We start from the raw sequence: 26,576 nt of genomic DNA, 5'->3' as shown, positions 1-26,576 counted from the left end.
AGCCGCTTCTTGAACGTCTCCGACAAGTATGGAAGCGCGGGTTCGCCCGATACAGCGATCACGAGGGAAAGCGTTGCGGCATGCTGACATGGGCCAGCGCAACGCTGTTCCAAACATGGGTGGAACCACGAAGCGACCCTTCGTCCCATCAGGGGATGAGGGGTTTTTTATTCGAGAAGGACGATGCGATCTCGCTCGACACGATTTCAAGCGCGCCCGCGGCGCAGTCTTTCCTGCCTGGGGTGGACTGTGGCGCTTATCTGGTTGTTGGTGGCGCTGGTGGCGCTCTACCTGTTCTGGTTGCGTCCGTCTCTCAGCCGCATGATCGGCGAACAAACCGCGCTACGGCTCGATACCGGAGGTTCTGCGGCGGAAACCGGCGTGCTGCCGACTCTGGTCGCCGCGCTTCCTGCTGGCGAGATGCGGATTACCGAACAAGAGGCGAATGCCTACCTTCAGGCGCATGCCGATCTGCTTGCGCCGATCGAACAGGCAAGCCTCCGGTTCGTCTCCGATGGTCTGGAAGTTGATGTGCGCGCCTTCGGTCTCGATGGCACGGCGCGTATGGGGTTGGCGCTCCAGAATGGTCGGGTCATTGCGCTCAATCCGCGTCTTGACGGTCCGCTTGGCCGTCTCGTTACCCTCGACGAACTGCTGGCGCCGCTTGAGCAGCAGTTGAACGACCAGCTCAAAGCGCAGGGGCGCCGGATCACCGATCTGCGAATCACCCCCGGTGTATTGGTCGTCACGTTAACCGACGCATAACGATAACGAGGTTTTGCGTATGCCAGTCAAACCAGAAACAGATCCCTACTACCGTCTGCGCCATTCTGCTGCGCACGTGATGGCGCAGGCAGTGCTCGAAATCTTTCCCGAAGGGAAAATCGCCATTGGTCCGCCAATCGAGGATGGGTTCTACTACGATTTCGACCTGCCGCGCCCATTGACACCTGATGATCTGGAGGAGATCGAACAGCGAATGCGCCGTATTATCGCCGGCAGACATCCATTTGTCTACCGTGTTGTCGATCCTGATGAGGCGCGAGCGCTCTTCCGGGATCAACCATACAAACTGGAGTTGATCGAAGGATTGTTGCACGGTCAGGACGAGTATGGCGAACAGAGCGGGTCGAGCACTGTTATTTCGACGTATAAGCACGACACGTTCGAGGATCTCTGTCGCGGTCCGCACCTGGAACACACCGGACAGATACCGCCGGACGCCTTCAAACTGATGAGTGTGGCCGGCGCCTACTGGCGTGGCGACTCGAACCGACCCATGCTGCAACGGATCTACGGTACTGCCTGGAACAGCAAAGAAGAACTCGATGCCTACCTGCACCGTCTCGAAGAGGCAAAACGGCGCGATCACCGTCGTATTGGAAAAGAACTGGGGCTGTTCTACTTCTCCGATGATATTGGACCCGGTCTGCCGCTCTTTACGCCAAAGGGCGAGATGCTGCGCCATCTCATGGAGTCATACGTGCGCGAGGTGCAGACGCGCTACGGGTACCAGCATGTCTGGACCGGGCATATCGTCAGGGAGGCGCTCTACAAGAAGTCCGGTCACTATGAGGCGTACCGCGAGAACATGTTCCCGCCGATGGTCGAGGATGAAGAGCATATCTACCGGCTCAAACCGATGAACTGCCCCAGTCATATGACACTCTACAAAGAGATGGGGATCCACTCGTACCGTGACCTGCCGCTGCGTTTCGCGGAATTTGCAACGCTCTACCGCTATGAGGATCGCGGAACGCTGACCGGGTTGACGCGGGTGCGGGCGCTGACGCAGGACGATTGTCACATTTTTTGCCGTCCTGATCAGATCGAGGAGGAATTCGGCCTGGCGCTGCGTCTCATCCGCGAGGTGCTTGAAACCTATCGGTTCACCGATTATCGCGTGCGCCTTTCGTTGCGTGGCGCGGGCGGCAAGTATATCACCGACGACGAGGCGTGGGACCTGGCGGAACATGCGCTGCGCACGGCGCTCGACCATTACGGTGTTGAGTATGAGGAAGCGCCCGGCGAGGCGGCGATCTACGGTCCGAAAGCCGATTTTCTGGCGCGCGATGTGCTTGGTCGCGAGTGGCAATTGTCGACCATTCAGGTGGACTTTATTCAACCACGTCGGTTGGGTCTTGAATATATCGCCGAGGATGGACAACCACGCACACCAGTGGTGTTGCACCGCGCCGTCACCGGGTCGACCGAACGTTTTCTGGGTGTTCTGATTGAGCACTATGCCGGCGCGTTTCCGCTCTGGCTGGCGCCGGTTCAGGCGATTGTCATTCCCATCTCCGACGAGCGGCACAGCGCATACGCCGCCGAGGTCGGACGCCAGTTGACAGCGGCTCAGTTGCGGGTCGAGGTCGATCTGAGCAAAGATCGCATGCAAGCCAAGATCCGACAGGCGCAGTTGCAGAAGATACCGTATATGCTTATAATCGGCGACAGGGAACAGCGCGCTGGCGCGGTTGCGGTACGAACCCGATCCGGCGAGGACCTTGGCGCGATGTCGGTTGCGGCGTTCATTGAGCGCGCCCGGGCTGAAATCGAAGCAAAGGCATAGCAACAAGGAAGCATCGATGAAGCGGTTTGTGATCGGCTTTGCTGTCGGTGTGACCATCGGCGCGGCTGCCGTCGCAATTGGAACGTCGCGCTTTGGCGGGGTCGAAGCGCTGGCTGCACGGGTGCGCGGCGCAATTGCTGCCGGTCGCCAGGCGATGGAAGCCTGCGAACAGGACATGTGGGCCGATGTGCGCCGGCGACGCGCCTTCGGCGCTGCGCATACCGGACCAAATCCGCCCGATCCGCTGGGGGCGCCGTATGAACGCTGAAATCCTGGCGGTCGGTTCGGAGTTGCTGCTCGGTGAGACGGTCGATACCAACAGCGCCTATCTGGCGCGGCAACTGGCGTCGATAGGCATCGACCTGTTTCGCAAGTCGGTCGTCGGCGACAACGAAATGCGTATCGCCGCAGCCATTGACGAAGCGCTCAATCGCGCCGATCTTGTCATCTGCACCGGCGGGCTTGGTCCAACGGTCGATGATGTTACCCGTGAGGCAGTGGCGCGCGCCCTGCAACGACCGCTGGTGTTCCACCAGCACCTGCTCGATCAGATCGAGGCGCGTTTCCGCGCTTTCGGTCGGTCTATGCCGGAGAGCAATCGTCGGCAGGCGTATGTTCCTGAGGGGGCGCGCATTGTCGAAAATCCGCGCGGCACCGCCCCCGCCTTCATTGTTGAGGATGCTCGCGGGACTGTGGTGGTTCTGCCTGGCGTTCCTTCCGAAATGCGCTACCTGTGGGAGAACGCCATTCTGCCGTACCTGCGCGACGAACGTGGTGAAACCGGGATCATCCTGGTGCGCACACTCCACGCCGTCGGTCTCGGCGAGAGCGTGATCGGCGAAAGGCTTGCCGACCTGATGGCGCAGACGAATCCGACTCTCGGCATTTCCGCCAAGCACGCCCGGTATGAATTGCGCATCGGCGCCAAAGCCAGCAGTCGCGCAGCCGCCGAAACGATGATCGCGCAGGTCGAGGCGGTCATCCGTGAGCGCCTCGGTTCGCATCTGCTTGGTGATGAACGGCTTGATCAGACTGTCGCCCGAATGCTCCGCGAGCGCGGGAAGACGCTTGCACTGTATGAGGGCGCGGTGACGGCGCCGCTCTACCGTGCATTGAGCAAAGAAGCGCTCGAAAGCGTGCGCGGGGTTATCATGCATCCCACCGACATCCCGGCTGATGATGATGCGGCGCAGAGTCTTGCGCGCACCGGCGCCATTGACGTGCGTCATCGCTGGCGCACCGACATCGGACTGGCGTTGCAACCGTCCGGTTTGATCGCCTCTGATGGCTTCGCAACGGTATGCGTGGCAATTGCGCATACCGGCGGGGTCGATGAATGGCAACGCCGCTTCGATATGCGAAGTGACGATGTCTGGGACTTTGCCGGAACGATGGCGCTCGATGCGCTGCGCCAGCACCTTGCGTCAGCATAGGTGCTGGTTGATTGCTCCATTCTTGCGTGACTGCATGAATCTTCGCACTGCTATCCGAACCGTCCACAGCGACCCGCTCTGGTGGCGCAAAATCCTGATCGGTGGCGCGTTATTCATGTCGATCATTGGTGCGCCGTTTGCTGGCGGGTGGATTATCGAGTATATCGATAATTCACGGAAAGGGTATGCCACGCCGCTGCCTCCCTGGTTCGACTGGTCGACGCGCTGGATTATGGGCATGTTCGCCTGGATCATCGATTTTCTGTTCTATGTGATGCCGCTCATGATCGCAGGCGTTCTCTTCTTCTGCGTTGCATTTTCAGCAGTGTTGAGCAACTCGCCCGGGCTTGCCGGGCAATTGTTCGCAGTGCTGGGCGCCATTCTCGCTCTTTACCTGACATTCGTCTTTCTGAGCAGCGTTTCGATGGTGGGGCGTCTGATCTATGTGCAGGACGCTTCGCCGGAGCACGCCATGAGCATGCGCGCCATGCGCGAGGCGTTGCGCCCCGGAGCGCGCGCTGTGTATTTTCGCGCCCGCCTGGCGTCGCTGCCCGCATACCTGCCGGCAGTCGCGCTCGGTGCGCTGACGTTCCTGGCTGCCAGTCGTTTGACCATTCCCGGTACGTTGCTGATTGTGGCGCTGCTGATCTGGTTGACGTTGAGCGCGTTGCTGTATGCGCATCTCATCGTCGTCCAGATCTATGTCGCTGCGGAACGCGAACTCGAACGGCGGGGACTGGCTCGTGTCCGTGAGTTGGTGTAGAAAGGAGAAGGAACGATGGAAATCGGCAAGGCGTTCAGCTTCGTGACCGAAGACGAACAGTGGATCACCAAGGTGCTGATCGGCGGTCTGATTCAATTCGTGCCGTTGTTGGGAACAATCGCTATTTTGGGGTACTCCTACCGTGTGGCGCTGAATGTGGCGCGCGGCAATCCGCGTCCGCTGCCAGCGTGGGGCGAGTTTGGCGACTTCCTGGGACGAGGTTTCATGGCGCTGGTCATCCAGATCGTGTACCTGCTGCCACTCATCGTGCTCTATGGTGTTTTTGCGTTCCTGACAGGTGCAGCGGCAGTGGCAGCAGGAGACTCGGATGCAGGTGCTGGGGTTATCGGTTTGCTCGGTTTGTGGTGCCTCATTCCGCTCCAATCGGTCGTAGCGCTGGTGTGCGGCTTTGCAGCGCTGGCGGCGATTATGCGCTACCTGGCGACTGACTCGCTCGGTGAGGCGTTCAAGTTTGGCGAGGTGATCGCAACTCTGCGCAATCATATCGGGTCGTTTCTGATGATTCTGGCTGTAGGCATCCTGGCAGGTCTGGCTGCCGGTCTGGGTGTGATCGCCTGCGGTATCGGCGTTCTCTTTACCGGGTTTTATGCGCAGTGCGTGATCGGACACGTGATCGGTCAGGCGATGCAGCGCATCTTCCCGCCGCAGCAACCGGTCTATGCCGCGCCCGGCTACTACGGTCCGCCGCCGGGATACGGACCTCCGCCGTCATACTGATGAATCCTGCACGTTTGCGCCACGCATTCAACTGGCGTGAAGCGCTCTACCCTGCCAACCTGCTGACGCTTGCGCGTCTGCTGATGTTGCCGGCTGCGCTGCATGCCATGCAACGCCCGGAACAACGCTGGCGCGCGCTGAGTATTCTCGGCGCAGCGATGTTCACCGACGCTGTTGACGGCGCGATTGCGCGCCGTCGGCACGAGGTGTCGCCGCTGGGAAAACTGCTCGACCCGGTCGCCGATAAGGTCATGATCGATGCAACGGCGGTGACCCTCTCACGGGTGCGCGGTTTTCCGTGGTGGGCGACGACGCTCATTCTGGGGCGCGATGTTGCGATCATCCTGGGCGGCTTGTTGATCTACCGTCGGCGACGGATCATTGCGACGGCGCATCCTGCCGGGAAAGCAACGACGCTGGCGCTGACGCTGGCAATGTTACTCTACATCGCCGATGGTCCGCGCAGCGGGCGCCCTGCGCTATATGCAGCGATGGCGCCCTTTGCGCTCTCGGCGCTGGTCTACCTGCGCCAGTTGATCCAGGCGACCGGCGAGGCGTCCGATTGATCCCATGGGTTGAACACCGGTACGGAGGAAGAAGTGTCGCTCGCTCTGATCGTCCATGGCGGCGCGTGGGACATTCCCGACGACGAGGTGGCGCCGCACCTGGCAGGATGCCGTCGTGCGCTGGCTGCCGGATGGGAAGCGCTGACGAACGGTCGCAGCGCGCTCGATGCTGTTGAGATTGCAGTGCGTATCATGGAGGACGATCCAACGTTCGACGCCGGCGTCGGTTCGGTGCTCAACCGTGATGGTCTGGTTGAACTCGATGCCGCAATCATGGACGGCGCGACGTTACGATCAGGCGCCGTCGCAGCAGTGCGCGGCATTCGCAACCCGATCTCACTGGCGCGTCGCGTCCTCGAAAGCGAAGCGGCGCTGCTGGTTGGTCGCGGCGCCGAACGTTTCGCCGATACGGTGGGCATTGAACGTTGCGCCGACGAGGATATGATCGTGCCGCGTGAACGCGCCCGTTGGGAAGAACTGCGCCGTCTGGCAGCATACCGCACGCCGGACGCCTTTCAGCGCCCGCCGGGTGAGGTTGCCGGTCTGCGCGGCATCGTAGCGGGTGGTGATCACGCGCCCGACCACCCCGGTCTGCGCATCCAGCACCCCGGCGACACTGTCGGCGCTGTGGCGCTCGACCGCTACGGGAACCTGGCTGCCGCCGTCTCGACCGGCGGCACGCCGTTCAAACTGCCGGGTCGCGTCGGTGATACGCCGTTGATCGGCGCCGGTCTGTATGCCGATGTGCAGACCGGCGGATGCGCATCGACCGGATGGGGCGAGTCGATCATAAAGGTATTACTGGCGAAGACCGCCACCGATTTCCTGGGCGCCGGGTACGCGCCCGTCGAGGCGGCGCGCGCTGCAATCGAACGGCTCGAACAACGTGTCCATGGATTAGGGGGCGTCATCCTGATCGACGTGCGCGGTCGGGTAGGATATGCGTTCAATACGCCGCGGATGGCGTATGCGTATCGTGTCGAAGGTGGAGCAGAAGTAGCAGGAGTATGAACGATGAGCAGTGATCTGGAAACCCGATTCACGGCTGCAGCGGAAGCAGCCACGCGCCTGCCGAAGCGTCCCGACAACGAAACAATGCTGCAACTCTACGCACTCTACAAACAGGCGACCGTCGGCGACGTCAGCGGATCGCGCCCGGGAGGACTGGATTTCGTCGGACAGGCGAAGTACGACGCATGGGCAAAACTCAAAGGGGTTGCGAAGGATGCCGCAATGCAGCGGTATATCGACCTGGTCGAGCGGTTGAAGGCAGGGCGGTAGGATGGCTGGATGCCGAAAAGGGTCGAGACGGGATCATCCCCGTCTCGACATATTTTTCCGATCTGGACACGTGGTTGCGACAACGCACGACAATGCGCTTGAACGTGATTGAGAAACCCGTCGGACAAAAGGGATGTGCCGTTGAAGCGTTGAGTCGTGGAACACTCGATTGCCTGGGCGGGACGCAATCGTTTGGCGAGTAAAGAATACAACCGCAATCCAGAATCGAGTGAAGCCTTTCTTTATCCTGGTTCTATCGAAATGCTCCTGAGCAGGCTCTATCCGAGAGTATAGTTTCTGATTACGCTCTTAGGCGCTTTTTGAATTATGGAACATATACAGGTAGCTCTCGAACTAAAAATTCTCCAGCGCAATTTTTGATAACAGTAGACATCATCAAGATTTAGTGATATACTATTTTTGTACAATCTGAAAATGGAGAAAAACGATGTGTAAGTATCGATCCATTATCGAAAATCCGGAGAAATTACGCTCTATGACCGGACTGACCGTTGAAGAGTTCCACGCGCTGGTTCCGATCTTCCACGCCGCATTTGAAGCGTATATGAAACGTCGCACGATTGATGGCCGCGTCCGATATTGTCGTCGCTACGTCTCGTATGCAAACTCGCCGCTTCCGACAACAGAAGATAAATTGCTCTTTATTTTGACCTACTTAAAACAAAACCCAACGCAAGTGATGCACGGACACCTCTTTCAAATGAGCCAATCAAACGTAAGCAAATGGGTGCATCTTTTGCACGGAGCGCTGAACTATGCGCTTTCACAGCAAAATCTCCTGCCTGCGCGCACTGCCGACGACCTGGCGAGGCGATTGCAGGAAGAACCGTCGTGTGAAGAACCGTCGTGTGAAGAACCGTCGTGTGAAGAACCGTCGTGTGAAGAACCGTCGTGTGAAGAACCGTCGTGTGAAGAACCGTCGTGTGAAGAACCGTCGCATGCGACAAAAGCGCCCCCCTTTTTATCCATGACGGCGTAGAACGTCCCATTCGCCGTCCAAGCGACAAAGTCGACCGGGAGTTGTATTACAGCGGTAAGAAGAAACGACATACGCTTAAGAACGTTCTCATCATTGATGAGTTTGGCTCTATTCACTTTTTGAGTGACACCTACGAAGGAAGGGTCCACGATAAATGTATTGCGGATGAAGCGGGATACACCCTTCCAAACGCGAGCATTCTCTATCAAGACGCCGGATTTCAAGGATTTACCCTGCCTGGCGTCCAGATTATGCAGCCAAAGAAGAAGCCGCGCAATGGAACCCTCACGCCGCAGGAAAAGGAGGAAAACCGGCGTATCTCATCCGTTCGCGTTCGTATTGAACATGTTATCGGCGATATCAAGCGGTATCGAATCATTCACGACATTATCCGCTTCAGTTGTTCCGAATTTCGGGATATGGTCATGGAAACATGTTGCGGGCTGCATAACTTCCGAATTTGGCTGAAACGCAAAAAGCAGTCCAAAAATCAAAACGAATCTTGATGAAGTCTAATGATCTCCGCACGCAGCCACGCGACTATAAGATGCGCTGCCGCGAACACCTCGGAGAATCCGGGTTGTCGGCTTGCTTGTCGGTCGCGGGCGTAATATCGAGGAGAGCAGTCTGGCTGGATGCGAGGGTCAGGGAACCGCGCCAGTAACGCAGTTCCTCGTACCACTAACAAGCCAGGCGCCGGGTCTTCGATCATCTACGCCATCCGTTTACCTCCTCCGCCGAACGGTCGACATAACCCGCTTGCGACGAGCGCAGCGAGGAGCAAGTTGGGTTCATGCGATTACCGCTCCCCTGCCAGCATCATCTCGCGCCGTTTCTGTTCACGCTGACGCTCATTGAGGGTCAGCAACCGCTTGCGCAGGCGGATGCTCTTGGGGGTCACTTCGACCAGTTCATCATCGCTGATATACTCGATAGCATCGTCGAGGCTCAGGATGCGCGGCGTTTCCAGCCGGATCCCTTCTTCCGCCGTCGAAGAACGGATGTTGGTGAGATGCTTGCGACGACAGACATTCACCTCCAGGTCGCGCTCGCGGATGTGCTGCCCGACGATCATACCCTCGTAGACCTCGGCGCCGGGTGTGATAAAGAGCGTGCCGCGCTCCTGCGCCTGGTTGAGAGCGTAGGCCGTAGCGACACCGCTTTCGGAAGCGATCAGCGAGCCGTTGGTGCGGGTGACGATCTCGCCCGCCAGCGGTTCATAACCGATGAACAGCGAGTTCATCACCCCCTCGCCGCGCGTCGCCGTCAGAAACGTCTGGCGAAAACCGAGCAGACCGCGGGTAGGAACGTGGAAGATCATGTGGACCAATCCGCCGTCACGGATGCTCATATCGCGCATCTGTCCGCGCCGCTGTCCCATCAACTCGATAACCGCGCCCTGATACTGTTCGGCGACTTCCAGTTCGACCTGTTCGATCGGTTCGTACTTAACGCCATCGATCTCTTTGAAGATCACTTCGGGGCGCGACACCTGAAACTCGTACCCCTCACGGCGCATCGTTTCGATCAGGATGGTAAGATGCAGTTCACCGCGTCCGCTGACGGTGAAAGCGTCGGGCGAGGCGGTATCGGCGACGCGCAGCGCCACATCGCGTTCGAGTTCCTGATAGAGACGTTCGCGCAGTTTCCGCGACGTCACGTGTGTCCCTTCACGTCCGGCAAACGGGCTGGTATTCACGCTGAAGGTCATCCGCACCGTCGGCTCTTCGACAGCGATTGGCGGCAGCGGTTCCGGATGATGGGCATCGCTGATCGTATCCCCGATACCGGCGTCGCCAATCCCGGCGATAGCAATAATGTCGCCTGCCGTGACTTCTTCGACCTCACGCCGCTCCAGCCCATTGAAGACGAAGAGTTGACCGATCTTTGCCGTAGTGACGCTGCCATCGCGTGCAATCCGCGCCGCCATCTGCCCTTTGCGCAGCACACCGCGCCGCAGGCGTCCGATCAGAATCTTTCCCTTATAATCGTCGTACACCGTATTGGTCACCAGCAGTTGCGCCGGTCCGTCCGGATCGACCTCCGGCGCAGGTATCTGGTCGAGGATAGCGTCGAACAGCGGCTCGAGCGAGTCGTGGATTTTGAGCGGTGATCGACCGGCAACCCCTTTGAGCGCATTCGTGTAAATAGTTGCAAACTCCGCCTGCTCATCGGTGGCGCCAAGTTCGATGAACAGGTCGAACGTTTCGTTGACAACGTGGTTAGGGCGGGCGTTGGGACGATCAATCTTGTTGACGACGACAATCGCGCGATGCCCCGCCTGCAATGCTTTGCGCAGCACGAACCGCGTTTGCGGCATAGGACCATCGACAGCATCGACCAGCAGCAGCACGCCATCGACCATATTCATCACACGTTCGACTTCCCCGCCGAAGTCGGCGTGTCCTGGCGTATCGACGATATTGATCTTGACGCCGCGATAGGTGACGGCGGTATTCTTCGCCATAATTGTAATGCCGCGTTCGCGCTCGAGGTCGTTCGAGTCCAGCACGCGCTCAGCAACCTGCTGATTATCGCGGAAAATGCGACCCTGACGCAGCAACCCATCGACCAGCGTGGTCTTGCCGTGGTCCACATGGGCAATAATCGCAATGTTCCGAATGTCGTTCCGTCGGATCATCTCATTTACCCGCAAAATACCCCGGCCATTGCGGTCGGGGCGAAAATCCTGAAGCAACAGATGCGCCTGATTCACGCTTGTAGCAAGAGTGTACCATAGAACCGGACCGGCGTCCAGGGTGCTGATACCTTGATACCGTGGGGCGGATCAATCGCGCATGCTCTCGAGCGCCAGCGCCACTGCCCCGATTGCCACACTGTCGGCGCCCAACATGGCGGAGACCACCTGCACCGGTCGTTCGACCGCTTTACCGATATAGGTGTGCATCCGTTCCCGGATGGCGTTGATGAACTCCTCGCCCCCGTTGCGCGCCACAACCCCGCCGATGACCACCATCTGCGGGTCGATGAGTGCGACGATCTGAGCGATCCGTACTGCCAGCACGTCAATCGCTTCGGCGACAACCTGACGCCCCACCGGATGATCGCTGAAGATGTCGCTCAACAGGTTTGTGTGGAAGCCGAGTTCTGCCGCGCGACTCAGCAACCCCTTGATCGATACGTGCTCTTCCAGCGTTTTGGGCCGTTCACCGGGACGGGTCGGATCCACCGGACCGATAACCGCATGTCCGATCTCTCCGGCGGTTGTCGTTGCGCCGTGGTACAGGCGCCCGTCGAGCACCAATCCGGCGCCAACACCGGTACTCAGGTGAATATACACCATGTGCTGGGTGTCGCGCCCAACCCCAAATGTGGCTTCCGCCAGAGCGATCAGGTTGGCATCGTTATCGACCACGCACGAGGCGCCAAAAGCGTTTTCGAGCGCTTCACGCAGCGGGTAACGTTCCCAGCCCGGCGCACGCGGGGAGAGCAGAACGATACCCTGCCGCACATCCACCGGTCCGCCGAAACCGGCGCCAACCCGAACCAGGTGTGCGGAGGTGACACCGTGCGCTGCCATCAACTCATTTCCCAGATCGATGGCGCCCCCGACCAGTTCTTGCGGCGATTCGTTTGCCGGCTCGCGATGCATCGCATGAAAGGTGTGCCGGCTGAGATCCACCAGTGCTGCCCGCAATCCGTAGCTGCCGATATCGAAACCGAGGACGCATCCCTGACCGCCGAGCAGACCCCAGCGGTTGTGTGTCAATCGCTCCTGGATGAGCGGCGTCGGATCGAGCATGGCAACCTCCCTGCGATAGCGCAACAGTGCGAGCGAGTGCGGTTTGGAAACGCAATTATAGCACAGTGAACCATGCTGCGTCATATGTCGTATGACCATTCCGCGCCGCTGTCATCCGCGTTGCTGCGGTTCGCTGTCTGGCGCTGCCGCGATCGCGCGCCAAGCCATCCAGCGGCGATCATCATAAGAACGCCGACGCTTATCCTGATGGCGATCAGCGGTGAAGCGGCGATGGGTGCAGATGTTGTCGCACCTGGAGGAGACACCGTTGCCGACGGTGTGGCGGAGAGAGTGGCTGAAGAAGGAAGCAGTGCGCCATATTCCGCCCGTTCTCCCGACACAACGAATGGCGCAGCAGTCGGTAACCCCCCTGGCGCCCAGGCAGGCAGACGGTCGTAGGGGCGACGTGTGACGAGGGGTGCGACGCTCTCCTTTCCATGCCCCGTTTTACCGGTCGATGGCAATGCGGTTGTTCTCGAATCAGGCGGAGCAGCGCTGCCCGTTGATGTTACGCGGGTCGGTGACAGGGTACGGGTCGGTGACAGGGTGCGGGTCGGTGACAGGGTGCGGGTCGGTGACAGGGTGCGGGTGGGGGATGAGGTTCGAGTTGGCGATGGCGTGCGCGTCAGGGTTGGCGTCTTCGTCGGGGAGGGTGTGCGCGTTGCTGTCAGTTCGATGCCTGCGGCAGGTTCGCGCGTTGGCGAAGGTGTGCGGGTCGGCGAGGGGGTGCGGGTTGGCGAGGGCATCCGCGTTGGCGAGGGGGTACGGGTTGGCGTTGGTTCGTCAGTGGCGGTCGGCTCGTCGGTCGGCGAAGGGGTGCGGGTCGGCGACGGCGTGCGGGTTGGCGACGGCGTGCGGGTCGGTGAGGGCGTCCGCGTCGGCGTCGGTTCGTCGGTAGCGGTCGGCTCATCGGTCGGCGACGGGGTGCGGGTCGGCGACGGCGTGCGGGTTGGCGAGGGCGTCCGCGTCGGCGACGGCGTGCGGGTCGCTGTCGGCTCCTCTGTTGCTGTGGGTTCCTCCGTCGGCGAGGGGGTGCGGGTCGGCGAGGGCGTCCGCGTCGGCGAGGGGGTGCGGGTCGGTGAGGGCGTCCACGTTGCTGTCGGTTCGTCAGTGGCGGTCGGCTCGTCGGTCGGCGAGGGTGTCCGCGTCAGCATCGGTTCGTCGGTTGCGGTCGGCGACGATGTCTGCGTCACTGCTGGCTTAACTGTCGCCGTCGGTGTATCGGAGGGCGTTGAAGGAAGAGGAGTATCAGTTCCAATGACGGGCGTTGTTGGTTCCGGCGAGGGAGCGGGTTCTGGTGTGCCGTCAGGCGTAACGGTTGGCGAGGCGGTGTCGGCAGGTGACGGTGAGGGCGTAAGCGACGGCAATCCTGGCGGCATGTTCCATTGACCTGGCGACGGATCGCTTCTGACCCAGACGGCGCTGGCATCCGGGATGCGTGCAAAACTTTTACCAACTGTTGCCGAAGTGTAGGGGGCAACGTCAACGGGAACGCCGGAGGCGTCGAGCAGTGTCACTGCATCCGTGCCGCTATTGTTGAGGATGTGGGTCTTCAGTTCGATAACCAGCAGACTGTATGGCGAAATGATTGTGCCGGATGGAATGATGGTCTGTGGTCCGCCCGGCGTATCATCGTCGATCCTCCAACCGCTCACGTCGAGCGGTGTGTCGCCGCAGTTGACAATCTCGACCCATTCCGGTCCGCTTGCAGGAGCTGGCATGAATTCGTTGATCAGTGCAACCGGAGGGTCGGCGGTGTATGCCGGACCGGTAACGAACATCCACAGCATAGCCAGGATTGTTAGAATCAGGAGCGACCGGCGCATAACCCCTCCTGCTGCAAACACAGAACCTGCGTCGATAGTGCCACAGGTGCGCCATTCACAAAAGATGGACAATTGTCCCTGTCGGGAGTGGCTGTTTGGGGTGCAGGCAACAGTACGGCAATCCCCTGGCGGTGCCGAATCTGTCGACGTAACTTTTTCGAGTGTGGTATCATCATAAGAGCGGCGGCGCAGGGAAGCCGTTCATTCAATTCAAGGAGTCTGCGACATGCACAGCAAAGTCGTCATTATTGGTTCTGGTCCGGCGGGATTGACCGCAGCCCTCTATGCGGCGCGTGCAAATCTCGAGCCGCTGGTGATCCGGGGGTTGCAGCCGGGCGGCTTGATTGCAACGACGAGCGAAGTCGAGAACTATCCCGGCTTCATCGAAGGAATTGGCGGCTTCGAGCTTGCCGATAATATGGAAAAGCAGGCAGCGCGTTTTGGCGCTCGTTATATGGATGCGATCGTCGAACGTGTCGATCTCTCGCAGCGCCCGTTCCGCCTCGTCACCGATAGCGGCGAGGAAGTGACGGCTGATGCCCTGATCATTTCAACCGGAGCGTCGCCGCGAAAACTGGGGGTTCCGGGTGAGGAGCGGCTGGCAAACCGCGGCGTGTCGTACTGCGCCACGTGCGATGGCTTCTTCTTCCGCAACAAGAAGGTCGTGGTGGTCGGCGGCGGCAACAGCGCCCTGGACGAAGGGCTGTTCCTGACGCGCTATGTTTCGGAGTTGAAGATTGTCCACCGGCGCGATGCGCTGCGCGCTGACCCGATCCTTCAGGAACGCGCGTTCTCCAACCCGAAGATTACGTTCGTGTGGAATTCGGTGGTCGAGGAAATCCTGGGGGACGACAAAGTGACGGGCGTGCGGGTGCGCAATCTGAAGACCGGTGAGGTTTCGATTATCGAGACCGACGGTGTTTTCCCGTACATCGGGCATATTCCAAACACGTCGTTGTTCAAGGGTCAGCTGGAACTTGACGAGAATGGATACATTCTTGCCGATCACCGGACGCGCACCGCGATTCCAGGGGTGTTCGCAGCGGGTGATGTGGTCGATCATATCTACCGCCAGGCGATCACGGCAGCCGGTGAGGGGTGCAAGGCGGCTATGGAAGCGACCTGGTTCCTGAGCGAACAGGAGCATGCCGCCCGAAAGTCGGCTGAACTCGCCACGACGCCAGCATAAGAAGCGAACAGAGGTCCGGGTATGCGACGCGAATCGCCCTATCCGATGGTTCCGATCGACGAGGCGCAGCGCATTATCACTGCGCATGTCGCACCGCTCGGCGTCGAGGAGATGGACGTTCTCCGCAACGCCGCCGATGGTCGTGTGCTGGCTGAGGATATCTATGCAACCGATCCGTTGCCCGATGTGCCGAAAGCGGCAGTCGACGGGTATGCGCTGCGCAGCGCCGATGGCGTCGCCCCGCGTCGTGTGATTGCCGAAGTGACTGCCGGTGCGGCGCCGGGGCTGCGCGTTGAGCCGGGGACTGCGGTTCGGGTTATGACCGGTGCGCCGGTGCCGGAAGGCGCCGACGCGGTGGTGATGGTAGAGCACACCGAGGAGCAGGATGGTACGCTGACGGTGCGCCATGCGCTCAGTGCTGGCGACAATATTCATACGGTCGGGCAGGATATTGCCGCCGGTCAATGTGTGTTGACGCGCGGCACGACGCTTGGCGCCGCCGAGATCGGGTTGCTGGCGACGGTCGGGCGTGTCCGGGTGCAGGTCTACCGTCGTCCGATTGTTGCGGTACTGGCAACCGGCGATGAGGTATATGAACCCGATGGCGAGGTGTTTCCCGGCGGTGTGCGCGATAGCAATCGCTATGCGCTGATGGCGGCGGCGCGCGAAGCCGGGTGTGTGGCGGTGTCGCTCGGCATCGCGCGTGATGACCTGTCGGTGCAGCGCGCGGCAATCCTCGATGCGGTTGATCGCGCCGATGTGCTGTTGACCAGCGGCGGCGTTTCAATGGGAACGCGCGACCTGATCAAGCCGTTGCTGGCAGAACTCGGTGCGGTGCATTTTGGACGCATTGCTTTCAAGCCCGGCAAGCCGACGACGTTTGCAACCATCGACCGTCCGGGACGCGCCGCTCCGCTCCTCGTCTTTGGGTTGCCCGGATTTCCGGTCTCATCGCTGGTTTCGTTTGAGGTGTTCGTGCGTCCGGCGCTCCGCCGGCTTCAGGGGGACGCGCGCCCTGAACGTCCGCGTGTGCGGGTGACGCTGCGCGATCCCATCTACCCCTCCGCTGATCGCCCGGAGTATCAGCGCGCCATCGTCGGTTGGGCGGAAGGTCGCCTGTTGGCGCGCAGTACGGGTCGCCAGGGAAGCAGTCGCCTGCTGTCAATGCTGGGCGCGAATGCGATGCTCATCGTTCCGCCAGGAACTCAGCCATTCCCGGCTGGCGCCGAACTCGAAGCGCTGCTCACCGGTCCGCTGGCACCGTTCGACGAATAGCCCGGCGTACCTCCGCCAGCGACATTCGCAACCAGGAATGCACCAGACCGGTCGAAGAACTGCGGTCTTTGCGCGTCTCCACGGCGAGCGTCTGGCAGAGTCGCTCACCGGCGCCACTGCTGTTCAGGGCGCCGGTCTGCTCCGTAACCGATACACATTCGCGTATGCTTCGTCGATCACCAGATCGACCGGTATTCCGGCGACGCTGTCTGGTTGCCCGACAAAGTAGACCGGACGATCCGGATACCGTCGTTGCGCCCGCTCGAACCAGGGATCATCGCCTGGCTCGACAACATCGATCCACACATCGGGACGAACGCCTTCCACCAGGCGCAGGTAGAGCAGCGTGGTTCCCTGTTCCCAATGGGTTATGACAACCGCATCCGGCGGCAGCACGGAGAACGTCGCCGTGGCGAACTCGCGGTAGAGCCAGAGATGCTGCTTTGCCGACACCCGATAGCGCGTTGCGCCCCACCCCAGCGTCAATGCAACCAGGATGGCAATCAGCGCCACGGAGCGCCAGGGCGCACGCGGTGACTGCGCCCGGCGGGTGAGCGCATCCGCGCCGACGCCGATCCACAGCGCCCACGGCAGCAGCATCGGCAGGGTAAAAACCGGTGCATCACCAACCGCAGGACCAAGCAGCAAAAGGTACGTCAGCGTCGCAAAGAACACCCAGGCGGAGGCGCGCCAGACCCAGACGGAAGATCGCGCCAGCACAACGCACCCAACGACGCCGGACGCCACGCCGACTGGTCCGAACTCGAACCAGAGCCGCCTTCCGACCATCTGAATGGTGGACAGCGCCGATGCAGCGTCGGGGAACTGAAAGATGCCGCGCCGAACCTCGCCGCCCGTCAGCAGATCCACCACATCCCACCACGACTGTGGCGCTCCCCAGAAATAGTGCCCCGGCAAGCCGTAATCCAGCCCGTCGAACGGACCAAAACGGGCGAACTGCACCAATGGATAGATCAAGGGGGTCGTGCCGATGAGGAACCAGAGCGCGACGGAGACGAGCGTGATCGCCGTCGCGCGTAACGACGGATACGCGCCATCACGACGCATGGCTGCACCACATCCAGCTATGAAGAGCGGAAGCGCAGTCACAACGAATAAGCCGTGGTGCGTACACCCTAACCCGGCGATCAGCGCCGCAGGAGCGAAATATGCCAGCACACGGCGCGCCGGGTTTTCGACCGCGCGATGCAATGCCAGCGCCAGCGCGACGATCAGGAGCGCCAGCAGCGCGTAGATTTCGGCGAGTGTAGCGGCATTCCACAAACCCGGCGCAACCCCCAGCGCCAGCGCTCCGACGCACGCAGGCAACCATTTCCCGATAACACGCCGTGCCAGCAGCGCAAACAGCGCTACCGCCAGCGCAGCGCACAGCGCCGAAACCATGGTGACCCGCCAGGCAGGCGTACCGAACGGAAGGAGACGGGTCGCCAGATGACCCATGATCGTTGCCAGCGGATAGGTCGTCGGATGCGGAACGCCAGACAGCGTGGCGGCAAACTGGAACTCCGCCGAGTCGCCGGAGAGGACGTCGGGTGCTGCGGTGGCGCCATACACGAGAAGAAAAACCACGAACAGGAAGACGGAGAGCGTCGCCGAAAGAACGTGTTCCCGTGGTATCCGAGGGCGTAGACAGGATGGCGCCATCATGTACTGACAGTTGTGGTGGCGCAGGCGTAGAGCACCTCGATCAAATGCTGCCCGTGACGCACCAGGTCGGGGAGGGGGATACATTCGTTCGCGCCGAAGATTGCGCTCGACGGGCGCGCAACGCTAATCGAGGCGACAGGAATACCGAACGCCTCGGCGAAGTAGAACAGGGGCATGGTAAACGGACCGCGTGGCAGGATGGTGAGCGGTTGACCGTGGATATATCTGCCGACATCGCTCACCAGGCGCACGAAGGGATCGTCGATAGGCGATTGGGCGGGCGGGTATCCGCCCGGCAGACGCTCAACCAGGATGTCGGTCAACCCTTTGGCGGCAAGGTGCGCCTGAAGCGCATCGACAACCGCCTGCGGGCGCTGGCGCGGCACCAGTTGAAAGTCCAACCGCGCAACCGCACTGCGCGGGATCACCGGCGGGTCGCTGACCGGCTCGGTGTGCAGCATATTGATATTGCACGTTGGCAGGGTCACTTCCGAACGCACCAGCGGCGCACCTGTCAAGCCGAAGAGAAACTGATCGACCTGCCAGGCGCTGCGACGTCCCGCCTCGTCCGCCAGCACAGTGCGCAGGATGCGATTCTCCTCGGTAGTCGGACCTTCGATGGTATCGTAGAACCCGCCGATCAGAATCTCCTCCTGATCGGTCTTGATCTGATTGAGCGTCCAGATCAGTCGCCAGAGCGGATTGGGCACACTGGCTGCCATACCGGCGGGCAACGCCGTTTGCGCCTCCTGCGACCGCAGCATGATCTGCACCAACCCTTTCACACCACTGTAGCAGAGCGGCAGTCCGCTGGCATCGCGATCCCCCCCGCTCGCCAGGCATGCATCAGCCCTGAACAGTGCACGGCGGTCGGCAAGCAACGGACCAAGGTAAGGACTCCCGGTCAGATAGTCGCCTTCAGCCACCACAACGACGCCGCATGGCAACTCGCCTTCCGCATCGATCAATGCAGCAATTGCGTTAAGATGCGCTGCCAGCGGTCCTTTTCCATCCGCCACGCCGCGCCCGTAAACCATCCCGTCCCGTTCAGCAAGCTGGAATGGATCGTGCAACCAGGCGCGCCATGGACCTGGCGAAGGGGTGTCGTAGTGATGGTAGAGCAAAAGGGTGAACGGTTGACGTCCGCCGCGCCAGCCGATCACGATCGGTGCGCCAGGCGTTGGGCGCACGTCGACTTTCAAGCCGCGATTGCGCATCATTGCTGCAATGCGCGCAGCGACCGTGCGCAACTCATCGGTTTGACCGGTGCTGCCCGCCATGCCAATGAGTTGCTCCAGGTCGCAGATAAGTTGATCGGTTGAGATAACGGCTGGTTCTGTCACAGAAGCGCTCCGTCGATGACGAAACTGTAACCGATTATAGCATGGCGCACAACCTTATTGGTATGCCAGCATTGGACAAATTGGCGCGACCCTGGTACACTCCCAGGGCGTATGATCCGACAACGACTCAGAAGCGCCGCATGGTTGATCGTGCTGCTTGCCGTTGCAGGCATCGCCCTGGCAGGTTGCACAATTGAAGGCGGTGTTCCGACCCCGACCATCGCACCAACACGAGCGCCGATCGGTCCGATCCCCACCAGCGCGGTCATCGCTGAACGCATGGCGGCGCGTAGCGACACATGGATGATCGGGATGGTCGATCTTCCGCCGGACATCTACCCGTATCCCCAATCGGCAGCGACCCAGCGCGCAACGGCGCCGATTACCGAACTGCTGTTTCCGGCGCCGATCCTGACCTACAACTACGGGTACACCGTGACCGGTGTCCTCGAGCGTATTCCGACCCTCGACAATGGTGATGCCGAACTGCGCAAGGTCGATGTGTATCTGGATGCGACCGGCGCGATAACCACGACAGCGACCGATGTTGTTACCCAGGTTGATCAACTGGTCATCACCTTTCGCTGGAACCCGCAATTACGCTGGTCTGACGGCACACCCGTCACCGCTGATGATTCGGTGTTCGCCTACGAACTGGCGAAAGCGGCGCCGCCGGGCGATGCCGCCGCCGAGTTGCTGGCGCGGACAGTTGCATACGAGAAGGTCGATGACCATACGACGCGCGCCGTTCTGCGCCCGGATTACGTTGGTCCAGCGTATTTCATGAGTTACTGGACTCCTCTGCCGCGCCATCTGCTTCGGGGCGTTGATCCAGTGCGGGTGCGCGAGAGTGAGTTCGCGCAACGTCCAGTCGGATACGGTCCTTATGCACTTGTCGAGCGAACTTCCACCGAACTGCGCTTCGAGCGCAATCCGTATTATTTCGGTCCGGCGCCTTCCGCGTCACGCCTGGTGATCCGCGCTTTTGCCGATCTTGAACTGTTGCGCGCCAATCTGCTCAACGGCAATCTTGACCTGGGATTTGCCGATCGCATTCCGCCGGCAATGCTGGATCGTTTCGCCAGCGATGCCAGCGAACAAACCTTGCAGGTAATGACCGTTCCCAACCCTATCTGGGAGCATATTGTGTTCAACCTGGATGTTCCAATCCTTCAGGATATTCGTGTGCGGCGCGCTATCGCATACGGTACGAACCGGCAGGCAATCGCCGATGCGCTGTTCGGCGGGCGGACACCGGTGCTGGACAGTTGGGTGCTGCCGGGGGATCAACTCGCCGCTCCGCCTGACCACTTGACCCGCTACCCCTACGATCCCGATCAGGCGCGACAGTTGCTTGAAGAGGCAGGATATGCCGATCCTGACGGCGATGGCATCCGTGCCACCGCCGAGGGGGTCGCACTGACGCTGCAATTGCTGACCACCCAGGGGAGTGCAGTGCGCAGCGAGATTGCCCGGCGATTCCAGCAGGATATGCACGCCCTCGGTATCGAAATCGAGATCAACGAAGCCCCATCCGAAGAGATGTTCGATGCCGACGGTCCTCTCTACCTGCGACAGTTCGATCTGGCGCTCTTTGGATGGATTGCCGGAGCAGAGCCGGGCGGATTGCAACTCTGGAGTTGCGCTGCGGTTCCCTCTGAGAGCAACGGGTATCGCGGCGAAAACTTCGCCGGTTGGTGCTTCCGCGATGCCGATCGCGCCGTGCGAACCGCCGATACAACCCTTGATCCGGTCGAGCGCGCAGAAGCATATCTGCGTCAGCAGCAACTCTGGACACAGGAACTGCCAGCGCTGCCCCTCTTTCAGCGGTTGAGCATCGTCGCGGCAAACCCCGGCGTCGAGGGGCTTTCGCCCGACGCCCTTGCCCCTGTGACGTGGAATGTATCGGCGTGGAAGCGGAAGTAAACCTTCGTTTCCACGCTCAACCCCCGGCGCTTATCCGTTGCAACGCCTCCTGTGGGCTGCGAACGGTTGCAACATCGCTGATCGCAATGCCCTGCTGCGTCAGAGTGAGCGCCACTTTCGACGAAATACCGCTCAACGTCACGTCGCATCCGAGCAGTTTCAGCGCCTGCGCTGTATCGACGATCGCTTTCGCAACCATCGAATCGACGGTTGTCACCCCCGAAATATCGATGATGATGTGGTGTACACGCTCGCTGTGCGCCGCTTCGAGCAGGCGTTGCATCAGCGCCGACGCGCGCCGACTGTCCACATGCCCGACGATCGGCGCGAACAGGACGCCATCGGCAAGCGCGATGGCGGGTGTTTCGAGCGTGGCGACCAGTGCGAGCAGGCGACGCTGTTCTTCAAGTTGGGTCTGCTGCGCAGCATTGGCTTCCGCCAGCGATTCCACCAGCGTCTCTGCCCGCATCCGGGCTTCTTCCGCCTGCCGCCGCGCTTCTTCCGCCTGCCGCGCGGTTGTGCTCAGAATGGCGCGCGCCAGCAGCATCAGACCGACCACAACCGTGTAGACGATAAGATTGAGCACGTCGAGATACGGTCCGCTCCATCCCGTGCGCATCCCCATCAGAAGAACGCCAGCGATAGCAACCCCAATCACCCAGGGCGGGGAGAGCAGTACCAGCGCCAGCGCTGGCGGAACAAGGAGATTGGGTCGGTACACTGTTTCAACATCGACCGAGCCAACAACGATGAGCAAAACGAACACAATCACCAGCACGTGCCGCGCCTGCTCCCAACCGCGCAGATACGCCGCCAGCAGAAGCACTGTGATCAGCAAACTGATCAGACTGACGACAACCCGTGACCATTCGCCAGCAAACGCCGATAGTGCGCCATAGATCAGCGCGCTCGCGCCGATCAGGGCGCAGATGGCGATGAAACTCTGTCGCTGGGTGATAGTGATAGACATACCACGCTTCCTTTCGGTTGAGGAGGGACGCGGGGCGGATAGCACTATTTTGTTAAGTATCGCAAAAAAGCAACTGTTTCGCAATCATGAAACCACCTCTCTGCGTCCATGGCATCCTGATACTATCCACAATAATCTCTTACACATCCACAGGTTATCCACTTCACCGATCTCGCATGGGTGTGCTATACTTGCACTGTTGACGCCGACAATACCGGCTGTGCATTTGTTGTTATGTTGAGCCGCCGCATTCTGATGCGCTCTGACTGACACCTGCCCGAAACGGGATCGGCATATGCTGCTTTGCAGGGTATTATTTGATTGAATTGTCAATTCCAGGTGTAAAGCATTTCAATCTGTATATCGCCAGGCTTTGCGGAGCACTCCTATGAACGATTTTGTCCATCTGCATGTTCACTCCGAATACAGTCTGCTCGATGGCTACGCTGCCACAAGCGCCATCGCTGCGCGCGCCGTCGAATTGGGGATGGACAGCATCGCCCTGACCGACCATGGCGTGATGTATGGCGTCATGGAGTTCTATGCCAGCGCAAAAAAAGCGGGCATCAAGCCGATCATCGGGCTGGAAGCGTACATGGCGCCCGGATCGCGCCGCGATGCAACGAGCCGTGGCGCGAAGAACTACTACCATCTGCTCCTGCTGGCGAAGGACGAGGTCGGCTACCGCAACCTGGTGCGCCTGACGACGCGCGCCCACCTCGATGGCATGGGGAAGGGAGTCTTTGCCCGACCGCGCATTGACCGGGAACTGCTGGAGCAGTATCACGACGGCTTGATCGTCACATCCGCATGCATCGCTGGCGAAGTCATCCAGCGACTGACCGAAAAGCAAAAGGATCAGGCGCGTGAAATCGCCGCCTGGTACCGCGACCTGCTTGGACCCGACAACTATTTCCTCGAACTGCAACTGCACGAGAACACGCCGGAGCTTGAAGAGATCAACGATGAACTGGTGCGTATCGGGAAGGAACTGGGGATTCCGCTGGTGGTCACCAACGACACGCACTTTGTCCGTCCGGAAGACCTCGAAGCCCACAAGATGATCCTGGCGCTCGGCTACAACATGACCCTCAAGGAGTTGTGTGCGAAGAACTATCAGATGGACGCCACCTACCACATCATGTCGGGCGAAGAGATGTGGCGCCGGTTTAAGAAATACGGTACGACGCCGCTCGAAAATACACGCCGCATTGCCGAGCGCTGCAACCTGACCCTGGAGTTCGGGCGCGTCCAGCTGCCGACGATTGATATCCCCGAAGGACACGATGCCGCCTCCTATCTTCGCCTGGTGTGCGAGGAAGGATTGATGCGCCGCTTCAATGGTCATCCGCCGGAAGAGTACGTCAAACGCCTGGCGTATGAGCTCGATGTGATTAACCAAACCGGCTTCCCCGACTATATGCTGATTGTCTGGGACTACGTCAAGTTTGCGCGGGCGCGTGGCATTCCCTGCCTGCCGCGCGGGTCGGCGGGCGCATCGTTGATCCTCTACTGCCTGGGCATTACCGATGTCGATCCGGTGAAGAACAAACTCCTCTTTGAGCGCTTCCTCAGCCCGGAACGCCTGGAGATGCCGGATATCGACATCGATTTCGCCGATAGCCGCCGCCACGAGGTGCTGGAGTACATCGCGGCGAAGTATGGGCGCGAGAACACGGCGCAGATCATCACCTACGGTACGCTCGGCGCCAAAGCCGCCCTGCGCGACATCGGGCGCGTCCTGGAGATTCCGTTGAATGAGGTGGATCGCGTTGCCAGACTCATCCCGGCGCTGCCGGTCGGAACCACGATTGCGCAGGCGCTTGAACGGGTGCCGGAGTTGAAACAGATCTACACGACGAACCCGGACCTGGCGCGGCTGATCGATTGGGCGCAGAAAGTCGAAGGGCGCATGAAAAGCGTCGGCACGCATGCCTGCGGTGTGGTCGTCAGTCGCACGCCGCTCGAAGACATTGTGCCGCTGCAACGCACCACAAAGGACGAGAACGCGCTCATGGCGGCGTTCGAGGGTCCAACGTTGCAGAAGATGGGTCTGCTGAAGATGGACGTGCTCGGATTGACCAATCTCTCGGTCGTCGCCGAGGCGCTGGAGTATATCGCGCAGACGACCGGCAGAAAAATGGAACTCGCCGATATTCCGCTTGATGACCCGAAGGTGTTCGAGGCGCTCAGCCGCGGTGAAACAACGAACGTGTTCCAGCTCGAAAGTCCGGGCATGACACGCTATCTGATGCAACTCAAGCCGACCCGCGTCGAAGACCTGTACGCGATGGTCGCCCTCTATCGCCCCGGTCCGCTCGAGCAGATCCCGGTCTATATTCATAATAAGAATAACCCGCAGGATATTAAGTACCTCCATCCCATCCTGAAACCGATCCTCGAAGACACCTATGGCGTGATCGTCTACCAGGAACAGATCATGCGCCTGCTCCAGGAGGTCGCCGACTATACCCTCGGTCAGGCGTACATCGTCATCAAAGCCATCAGCAAAAAAGACAAAAAGTTGATGGCGGAGAACGAGGTGAAGTTCAAACAGGGGTGTCTCCGCAAAGGATTGACCCAGGAGCAGGCGGATCAGTTGTGGGACCTGATCCTGCCGTTCGCCGGGTACTCGTTCAATCGACCGCACTCGACTCTCTACGGTCTGCTCAGTTATCAGACCGCCTGGCTCAAGGTGAACTATCCGGTCGAGTACATGGCGGCGGTGTTGAAGGGCGCCGGCGGTGTGACGGAAGATATTGCCAAGGCGGTCAATGAATGCCGTCAGCGCGGCGTTCCGGTGCTCGGTCCCGACATTAATGCCAGCGCACTCGATTTCACCATCCGCGAATTTCGCGATCCGTCCGATGGTCAGATCCGGCGCGGCATCCTGTTCGGGCTGGCAGCGATCAAGAATGTGGGCGCCGGACCGATCGAGGCGATCCTGCGCGAGCGCGACGCGAACGGTCCGTTCCGCTCGCTGGACGATCTGTGCGAACGGGTGGACCGTCACGCCTTGAACAAACGGGTGCTCGAAAGCCTGATCAAAGCCGGTGCGCTCGACCCGCTCCCCGGCACGCGCCGGCAGAAGCTGGCGATCCTCGACACGGCGCTGGAGGCGGGCGCACGCGCTCAGAAGAACCGTGAAACTGGACAGATTGACATGTTCGGCAATATCGTCGCCGATACGGACGCCTCGATCAGTGCGATCCCGCTGCCGACGATCAACGAGACCCCTGATGATCGGAAAGAGCAACTGGCATGGGAAAAAGAATTGCTTGGCGTCGTCTTTTCAAGCGACCCGCGTAAAGTGGCGCTGGCGGATGCCGCCATCGACAATCGCGTGCCGCTTGCCGCGCTCCGCGACCCGGAAGGGTTGCAGGAATATATGGGCAAGGTGCATACCTTTGCTGGCATGCTGACGCGCGTTCGCGCAATTTCGACAAAAAAGGGCGACTCAATGCTGGTTGCGGCGCTCGAAGACGAACATGAAGATGTTGTCGAACTCGTCGCCTTTCCCAAAGCCTGCGAAAAATACCGCGATCTGCTCCGTCAGGACGCGCTGCTCGTTGTGCAGGCAAAAGTCGATGAGCGTAATGGCGTCGTGCAACTGGTGCTCGAACAGGCGGCGCACCTCGACCTGTCAGCAGCTGCGCTGCCGCCAGATGCGCCTGAAATGGATCTCGAAGGACTGGCGGAGGAGGATGACGGCGTTGTTCCCCCGGAGATCGTTCCATATGCGACAGCGCCAGATGAAACGGCGCGCCCTGTCGCGCCATCCGTTCCTGCAACCGCAGCGGCGACACCGCCAGAGTCTCCCTCTGCAGAGGTGGGGTCTACATCCCCATCGCCAACTCCGGCTGCGCCGCCGGTAACCACCCCTATTTCGATCATCAAACCGCATGCTACATCCCGCCCACGACCATCTGCAGCGCCGAACGGGAACGGGCACGACCATCATCCGCCGCAGACCAACGGCGGATCTGCGCAGGGACGTACCATGCGCCTGCGTTTTCGTCGCACCGGCGATCACGACTCAGACATCCGCCTGATGCAGCACATCTACGATCTGCTGCGTGGACGCGACGGCTCGGATCAGGTTGTGATACAACTGGACACTGCCGATCGTCGGGTGCTGCTGCGCATGCGTCGGACGATCACGTGCGATGAGGGATTGATCGGCGCGCTGCGCGATACGCTCGGACCGGAGTGCGTTTCGGTGGAATAGCAGGGGCGTAGCCGCGCTGCGCCCATACAGGCGAA

Annotated in this window: 20 protein-coding genes; 14 read left to right on the top strand and 6 right to left on the bottom strand. The window is 60.5% G+C overall.

Features of this window, described 5'->3' with window-relative positions; all coding sequences use genetic code 11:
* Positions 1–249: 249 nt before the first annotated feature.
* From ROSERS_RS00555 to ROSERS_RS24565, 10 genes are all read left to right on the top strand, one after another.
* Positions 250–765: a hypothetical protein gene (locus tag ROSERS_RS00555; protein ID WP_232282732.1), complete on the top strand. Its 516-nt coding sequence runs from the start codon at positions 250–252 to the stop codon at positions 763–765.
* Between the two features lie 19 nt (positions 766–784).
* Complete coding sequence (gene thrS / locus ROSERS_RS00550) at positions 785–2,572, top strand: threonine--tRNA ligase (RefSeq protein WP_011954910.1); 1,788 nt, start codon at positions 785–787, stop codon at positions 2,570–2,572.
* A gap of 16 nt (positions 2,573–2,588) precedes the next feature.
* Positions 2,589–2,840: a hypothetical protein gene (locus ROSERS_RS00545; protein WP_011954909.1), complete on the top strand. Its 252-nt coding sequence runs from the start codon at positions 2,589–2,591 to the stop codon at positions 2,838–2,840.
* Positions 2,830–4,005 carry a CinA family nicotinamide mononucleotide deamidase-related protein gene (locus ROSERS_RS00540; protein WP_011954908.1) on the top strand — a complete coding sequence of 392 codons (1,176 nt, stop codon included), beginning with the start codon at positions 2,830–2,832 and terminating at the stop codon, positions 4,003–4,005. Before ROSERS_RS00545 ends, ROSERS_RS00540 begins: the two co-directional genes overlap by 11 nt.
* 34 nt (positions 4,006–4,039) lie before the next feature.
* Positions 4,040–4,768 (top strand): DUF4013 domain-containing protein, encoded by a 729-nt coding sequence (locus ROSERS_RS00535; RefSeq protein ID WP_011954907.1) that lies wholly within the window; start codon positions 4,040–4,042, stop codon positions 4,766–4,768.
* Positions 4,769–4,783: 15 nt separating this feature from the next.
* Positions 4,784–5,506, top strand: coding sequence for a DUF4013 domain-containing protein (locus ROSERS_RS00530; RefSeq protein WP_011954906.1), 723 nt, complete (start codon positions 4,784–4,786; stop codon positions 5,504–5,506).
* Positions 5,506–6,072: a CDP-alcohol phosphatidyltransferase family protein gene (locus ROSERS_RS00525; protein WP_011954905.1), complete on the top strand. Its 567-nt coding sequence runs from the start codon at positions 5,506–5,508 to the stop codon at positions 6,070–6,072. The genes ROSERS_RS00530 and ROSERS_RS00525 overlap by 1 nt, the downstream gene beginning before the upstream one ends.
* A 33-nt stretch (positions 6,073–6,105) precedes the next feature.
* The gene (locus ROSERS_RS00520) at positions 6,106–7,083 is read left to right on the top strand and encodes an isoaspartyl peptidase/L-asparaginase family protein (protein ID WP_011954904.1); all 978 of its coding nucleotides are present in this window, start codon (positions 6,106–6,108) and stop codon (positions 7,081–7,083) included.
* A 3-nt stretch (positions 7,084–7,086) separates the two neighbouring features.
* On the top strand, positions 7,087–7,353 hold the full coding sequence (locus ROSERS_RS00515; RefSeq protein WP_011954903.1) for an acyl-CoA-binding protein: 267 nt from the start codon (positions 7,087–7,089) through the stop codon (positions 7,351–7,353).
* Positions 7,354–7,801: 448 nt separating this feature from the next.
* Positions 7,802–8,859 (top strand): IS5-like element ISRfsp3 family transposase gene (locus ROSERS_RS24565; protein WP_085979421.1). Its coding sequence is split into 2 segments (ribosomal slippage): positions 7,802–8,333 and positions 8,333–8,859, totalling 1,059 coding nucleotides; the frame shifts between segments, so codons are not numbered across the junction.
* Positions 8,860–9,152: 293 nt separating this feature from the next.
* Here ROSERS_RS24565 and typA read toward each other — a convergent pair.
* The 3 genes from typA to ROSERS_RS24560 all read right to left on the bottom strand — a co-directional run bounded on the left by typA (position 9,153) and on the right by ROSERS_RS24560 (position 13,942).
* Positions 9,153–10,994 (bottom strand): translational GTPase TypA, encoded by a 1,842-nt coding sequence (gene typA, locus ROSERS_RS00500; protein WP_011954901.1) that lies wholly within the window; start codon positions 10,992–10,994, stop codon positions 9,153–9,155.
* Positions 10,995–11,141: 147 nt separating this feature from the next.
* Positions 11,142–12,116: an ROK family protein gene (locus ROSERS_RS00495; RefSeq protein WP_041332618.1), complete on the bottom strand. Its 975-nt coding sequence runs from the start codon at positions 12,114–12,116 to the stop codon at positions 11,142–11,144.
* 80 nt (positions 12,117–12,196) lie between these two features.
* Complete coding sequence (locus ROSERS_RS24560; RefSeq protein ID WP_157040910.1) at positions 12,197–13,942, bottom strand: lamin tail domain-containing protein; 1,746 nt, start codon at positions 13,940–13,942, stop codon at positions 12,197–12,199.
* A gap of 226 nt (positions 13,943–14,168) precedes the next feature.
* Here ROSERS_RS24560 and trxB point away from each other — a divergent pair, with 226 nt between their 5' ends.
* Positions 14,169–15,131: a thioredoxin-disulfide reductase gene (gene trxB, locus ROSERS_RS00480; RefSeq protein WP_011954898.1), complete on the top strand. Its 963-nt coding sequence runs from the start codon at positions 14,169–14,171 to the stop codon at positions 15,129–15,131.
* A 21-nt stretch (positions 15,132–15,152) separates the two neighbouring features.
* The gene (locus ROSERS_RS00475) at positions 15,153–16,406 is read left to right on the top strand and encodes a molybdopterin molybdotransferase MoeA (protein ID WP_011954897.1); all 1,254 of its coding nucleotides are present in this window, start codon (positions 15,153–15,155) and stop codon (positions 16,404–16,406) included.
* Positions 16,407–16,529: 123 nt separating this feature from the next.
* Here ROSERS_RS00475 and ROSERS_RS00470 read toward each other — a convergent pair whose 3' ends face one another.
* Together ROSERS_RS00470 and ROSERS_RS00465 are read right to left on the bottom strand one after the other, a co-directional pair.
* Positions 16,530–17,981: a protein O-mannosyl-transferase family gene (locus ROSERS_RS00470; RefSeq protein WP_232282731.1), complete on the bottom strand. Its 1,452-nt coding sequence runs from the start codon at positions 17,979–17,981 to the stop codon at positions 16,530–16,532.
* Positions 17,982–18,070: 89 nt separating this feature from the next.
* Positions 18,071–19,417: a M20/M25/M40 family metallo-hydrolase gene (locus tag ROSERS_RS00465; protein ID WP_011954895.1), complete on the bottom strand. Its 1,347-nt coding sequence runs from the start codon at positions 19,415–19,417 to the stop codon at positions 18,071–18,073.
* A 111-nt stretch (positions 19,418–19,528) separates the two neighbouring features.
* Between ROSERS_RS00465 and ROSERS_RS00460 the strand changes: the two genes are divergently transcribed.
* Positions 19,529–21,343 carry a peptide ABC transporter substrate-binding protein gene (locus tag ROSERS_RS00460; RefSeq protein ID WP_011954894.1) on the top strand — a complete coding sequence of 605 codons (1,815 nt, stop codon included), beginning with the start codon at positions 19,529–19,531 and terminating at the stop codon, positions 21,341–21,343.
* A gap of 16 nt (positions 21,344–21,359) precedes the next feature.
* Here the strand turns inward: ROSERS_RS00460 and ROSERS_RS00455 are convergent, their stop codons facing one another.
* Positions 21,360–22,313, bottom strand: coding sequence for an STAS domain-containing protein (locus ROSERS_RS00455; RefSeq protein WP_011954893.1), 954 nt, complete (start codon positions 22,311–22,313; stop codon positions 21,360–21,362).
* A 388-nt stretch (positions 22,314–22,701) separates the two neighbouring features.
* Between ROSERS_RS00455 and dnaE the strand changes: the two genes are divergently transcribed.
* On the top strand, positions 22,702–26,541 hold the full coding sequence (gene dnaE / locus ROSERS_RS00450; RefSeq protein ID WP_011954892.1) for a DNA polymerase III subunit alpha: 3,840 nt from the start codon (positions 22,702–22,704) through the stop codon (positions 26,539–26,541).
* Positions 26,542–26,576: the final 35 nt, after the last annotated feature.

Source organism: Roseiflexus sp. RS-1 (assembly GCF_000016665.1).
Taxonomy (GTDB): Bacteria; Chloroflexota; Chloroflexia; order Chloroflexales; family Roseiflexaceae; genus Roseiflexus.
This window is presented reverse-complemented; position numbering and strand designations above follow the sequence as displayed.

What these genes read in the sequence shown, in the direction of transcription:
- ROSERS_RS00475 (WP_011954897.1), top strand. Translation starts at nt 15,153, where the DNA reads ATGCGACGCGAATCGCCCTATCCGATGGTTCCGATCGACGAGGCGCAG.
- dnaE (WP_011954892.1), top strand. Translation starts at nt 22,702, where the DNA reads ATGAACGATTTTGTCCATCTGCATGTTCACTCCGAATACAGTCTGCTC.
- ROSERS_RS00515 (WP_011954903.1), top strand. Translation starts at nt 7,087, where the DNA reads ATGAGCAGTGATCTGGAAACCCGATTCACGGCTGCAGCGGAAGCAGCC.
- ROSERS_RS00495 (WP_041332618.1), bottom strand. Translation starts at nt 12,116, where the DNA reads ATGCTCGATCCGACGCCGCTCATCCAGGAGCGATTGACACACAACCGC.
- ROSERS_RS00460 (WP_011954894.1), top strand. Translation starts at nt 19,529, where the DNA reads ATGATCCGACAACGACTCAGAAGCGCCGCATGGTTGATCGTGCTGCTT.
- ROSERS_RS00545 (WP_011954909.1), top strand. Translation starts at nt 2,589, where the DNA reads ATGAAGCGGTTTGTGATCGGCTTTGCTGTCGGTGTGACCATCGGCGCG.
- ROSERS_RS00455 (WP_011954893.1), bottom strand. Translation starts at nt 22,313, where the DNA reads ATGTCTATCACTATCACCCAGCGACAGAGTTTCATCGCCATCTGCGCC.
- ROSERS_RS00525 (WP_011954905.1), top strand. Translation starts at nt 5,506, where the DNA reads ATGAATCCTGCACGTTTGCGCCACGCATTCAACTGGCGTGAAGCGCTC.
- typA (WP_011954901.1), bottom strand. Translation starts at nt 10,994, where the DNA reads ATGATCCGACGGAACGACATTCGGAACATTGCGATTATTGCCCATGTG.
- thrS (WP_011954910.1), top strand. Translation starts at nt 785, where the DNA reads ATGCCAGTCAAACCAGAAACAGATCCCTACTACCGTCTGCGCCATTCT.
- ROSERS_RS24560 (WP_157040910.1), bottom strand. Translation starts at nt 13,942, where the DNA reads ATGCGCCGGTCGCTCCTGATTCTAACAATCCTGGCTATGCTGTGGATG.
- ROSERS_RS00530 (WP_011954906.1), top strand. Translation starts at nt 4,784, where the DNA reads ATGGAAATCGGCAAGGCGTTCAGCTTCGTGACCGAAGACGAACAGTGG.
- trxB (WP_011954898.1), top strand. Translation starts at nt 14,169, where the DNA reads ATGCACAGCAAAGTCGTCATTATTGGTTCTGGTCCGGCGGGATTGACC.
- ROSERS_RS00540 (WP_011954908.1), top strand. Translation starts at nt 2,830, where the DNA reads ATGAACGCTGAAATCCTGGCGGTCGGTTCGGAGTTGCTGCTCGGTGAG.
- ROSERS_RS00535 (WP_011954907.1), top strand. Translation starts at nt 4,040, where the DNA reads ATGAATCTTCGCACTGCTATCCGAACCGTCCACAGCGACCCGCTCTGG.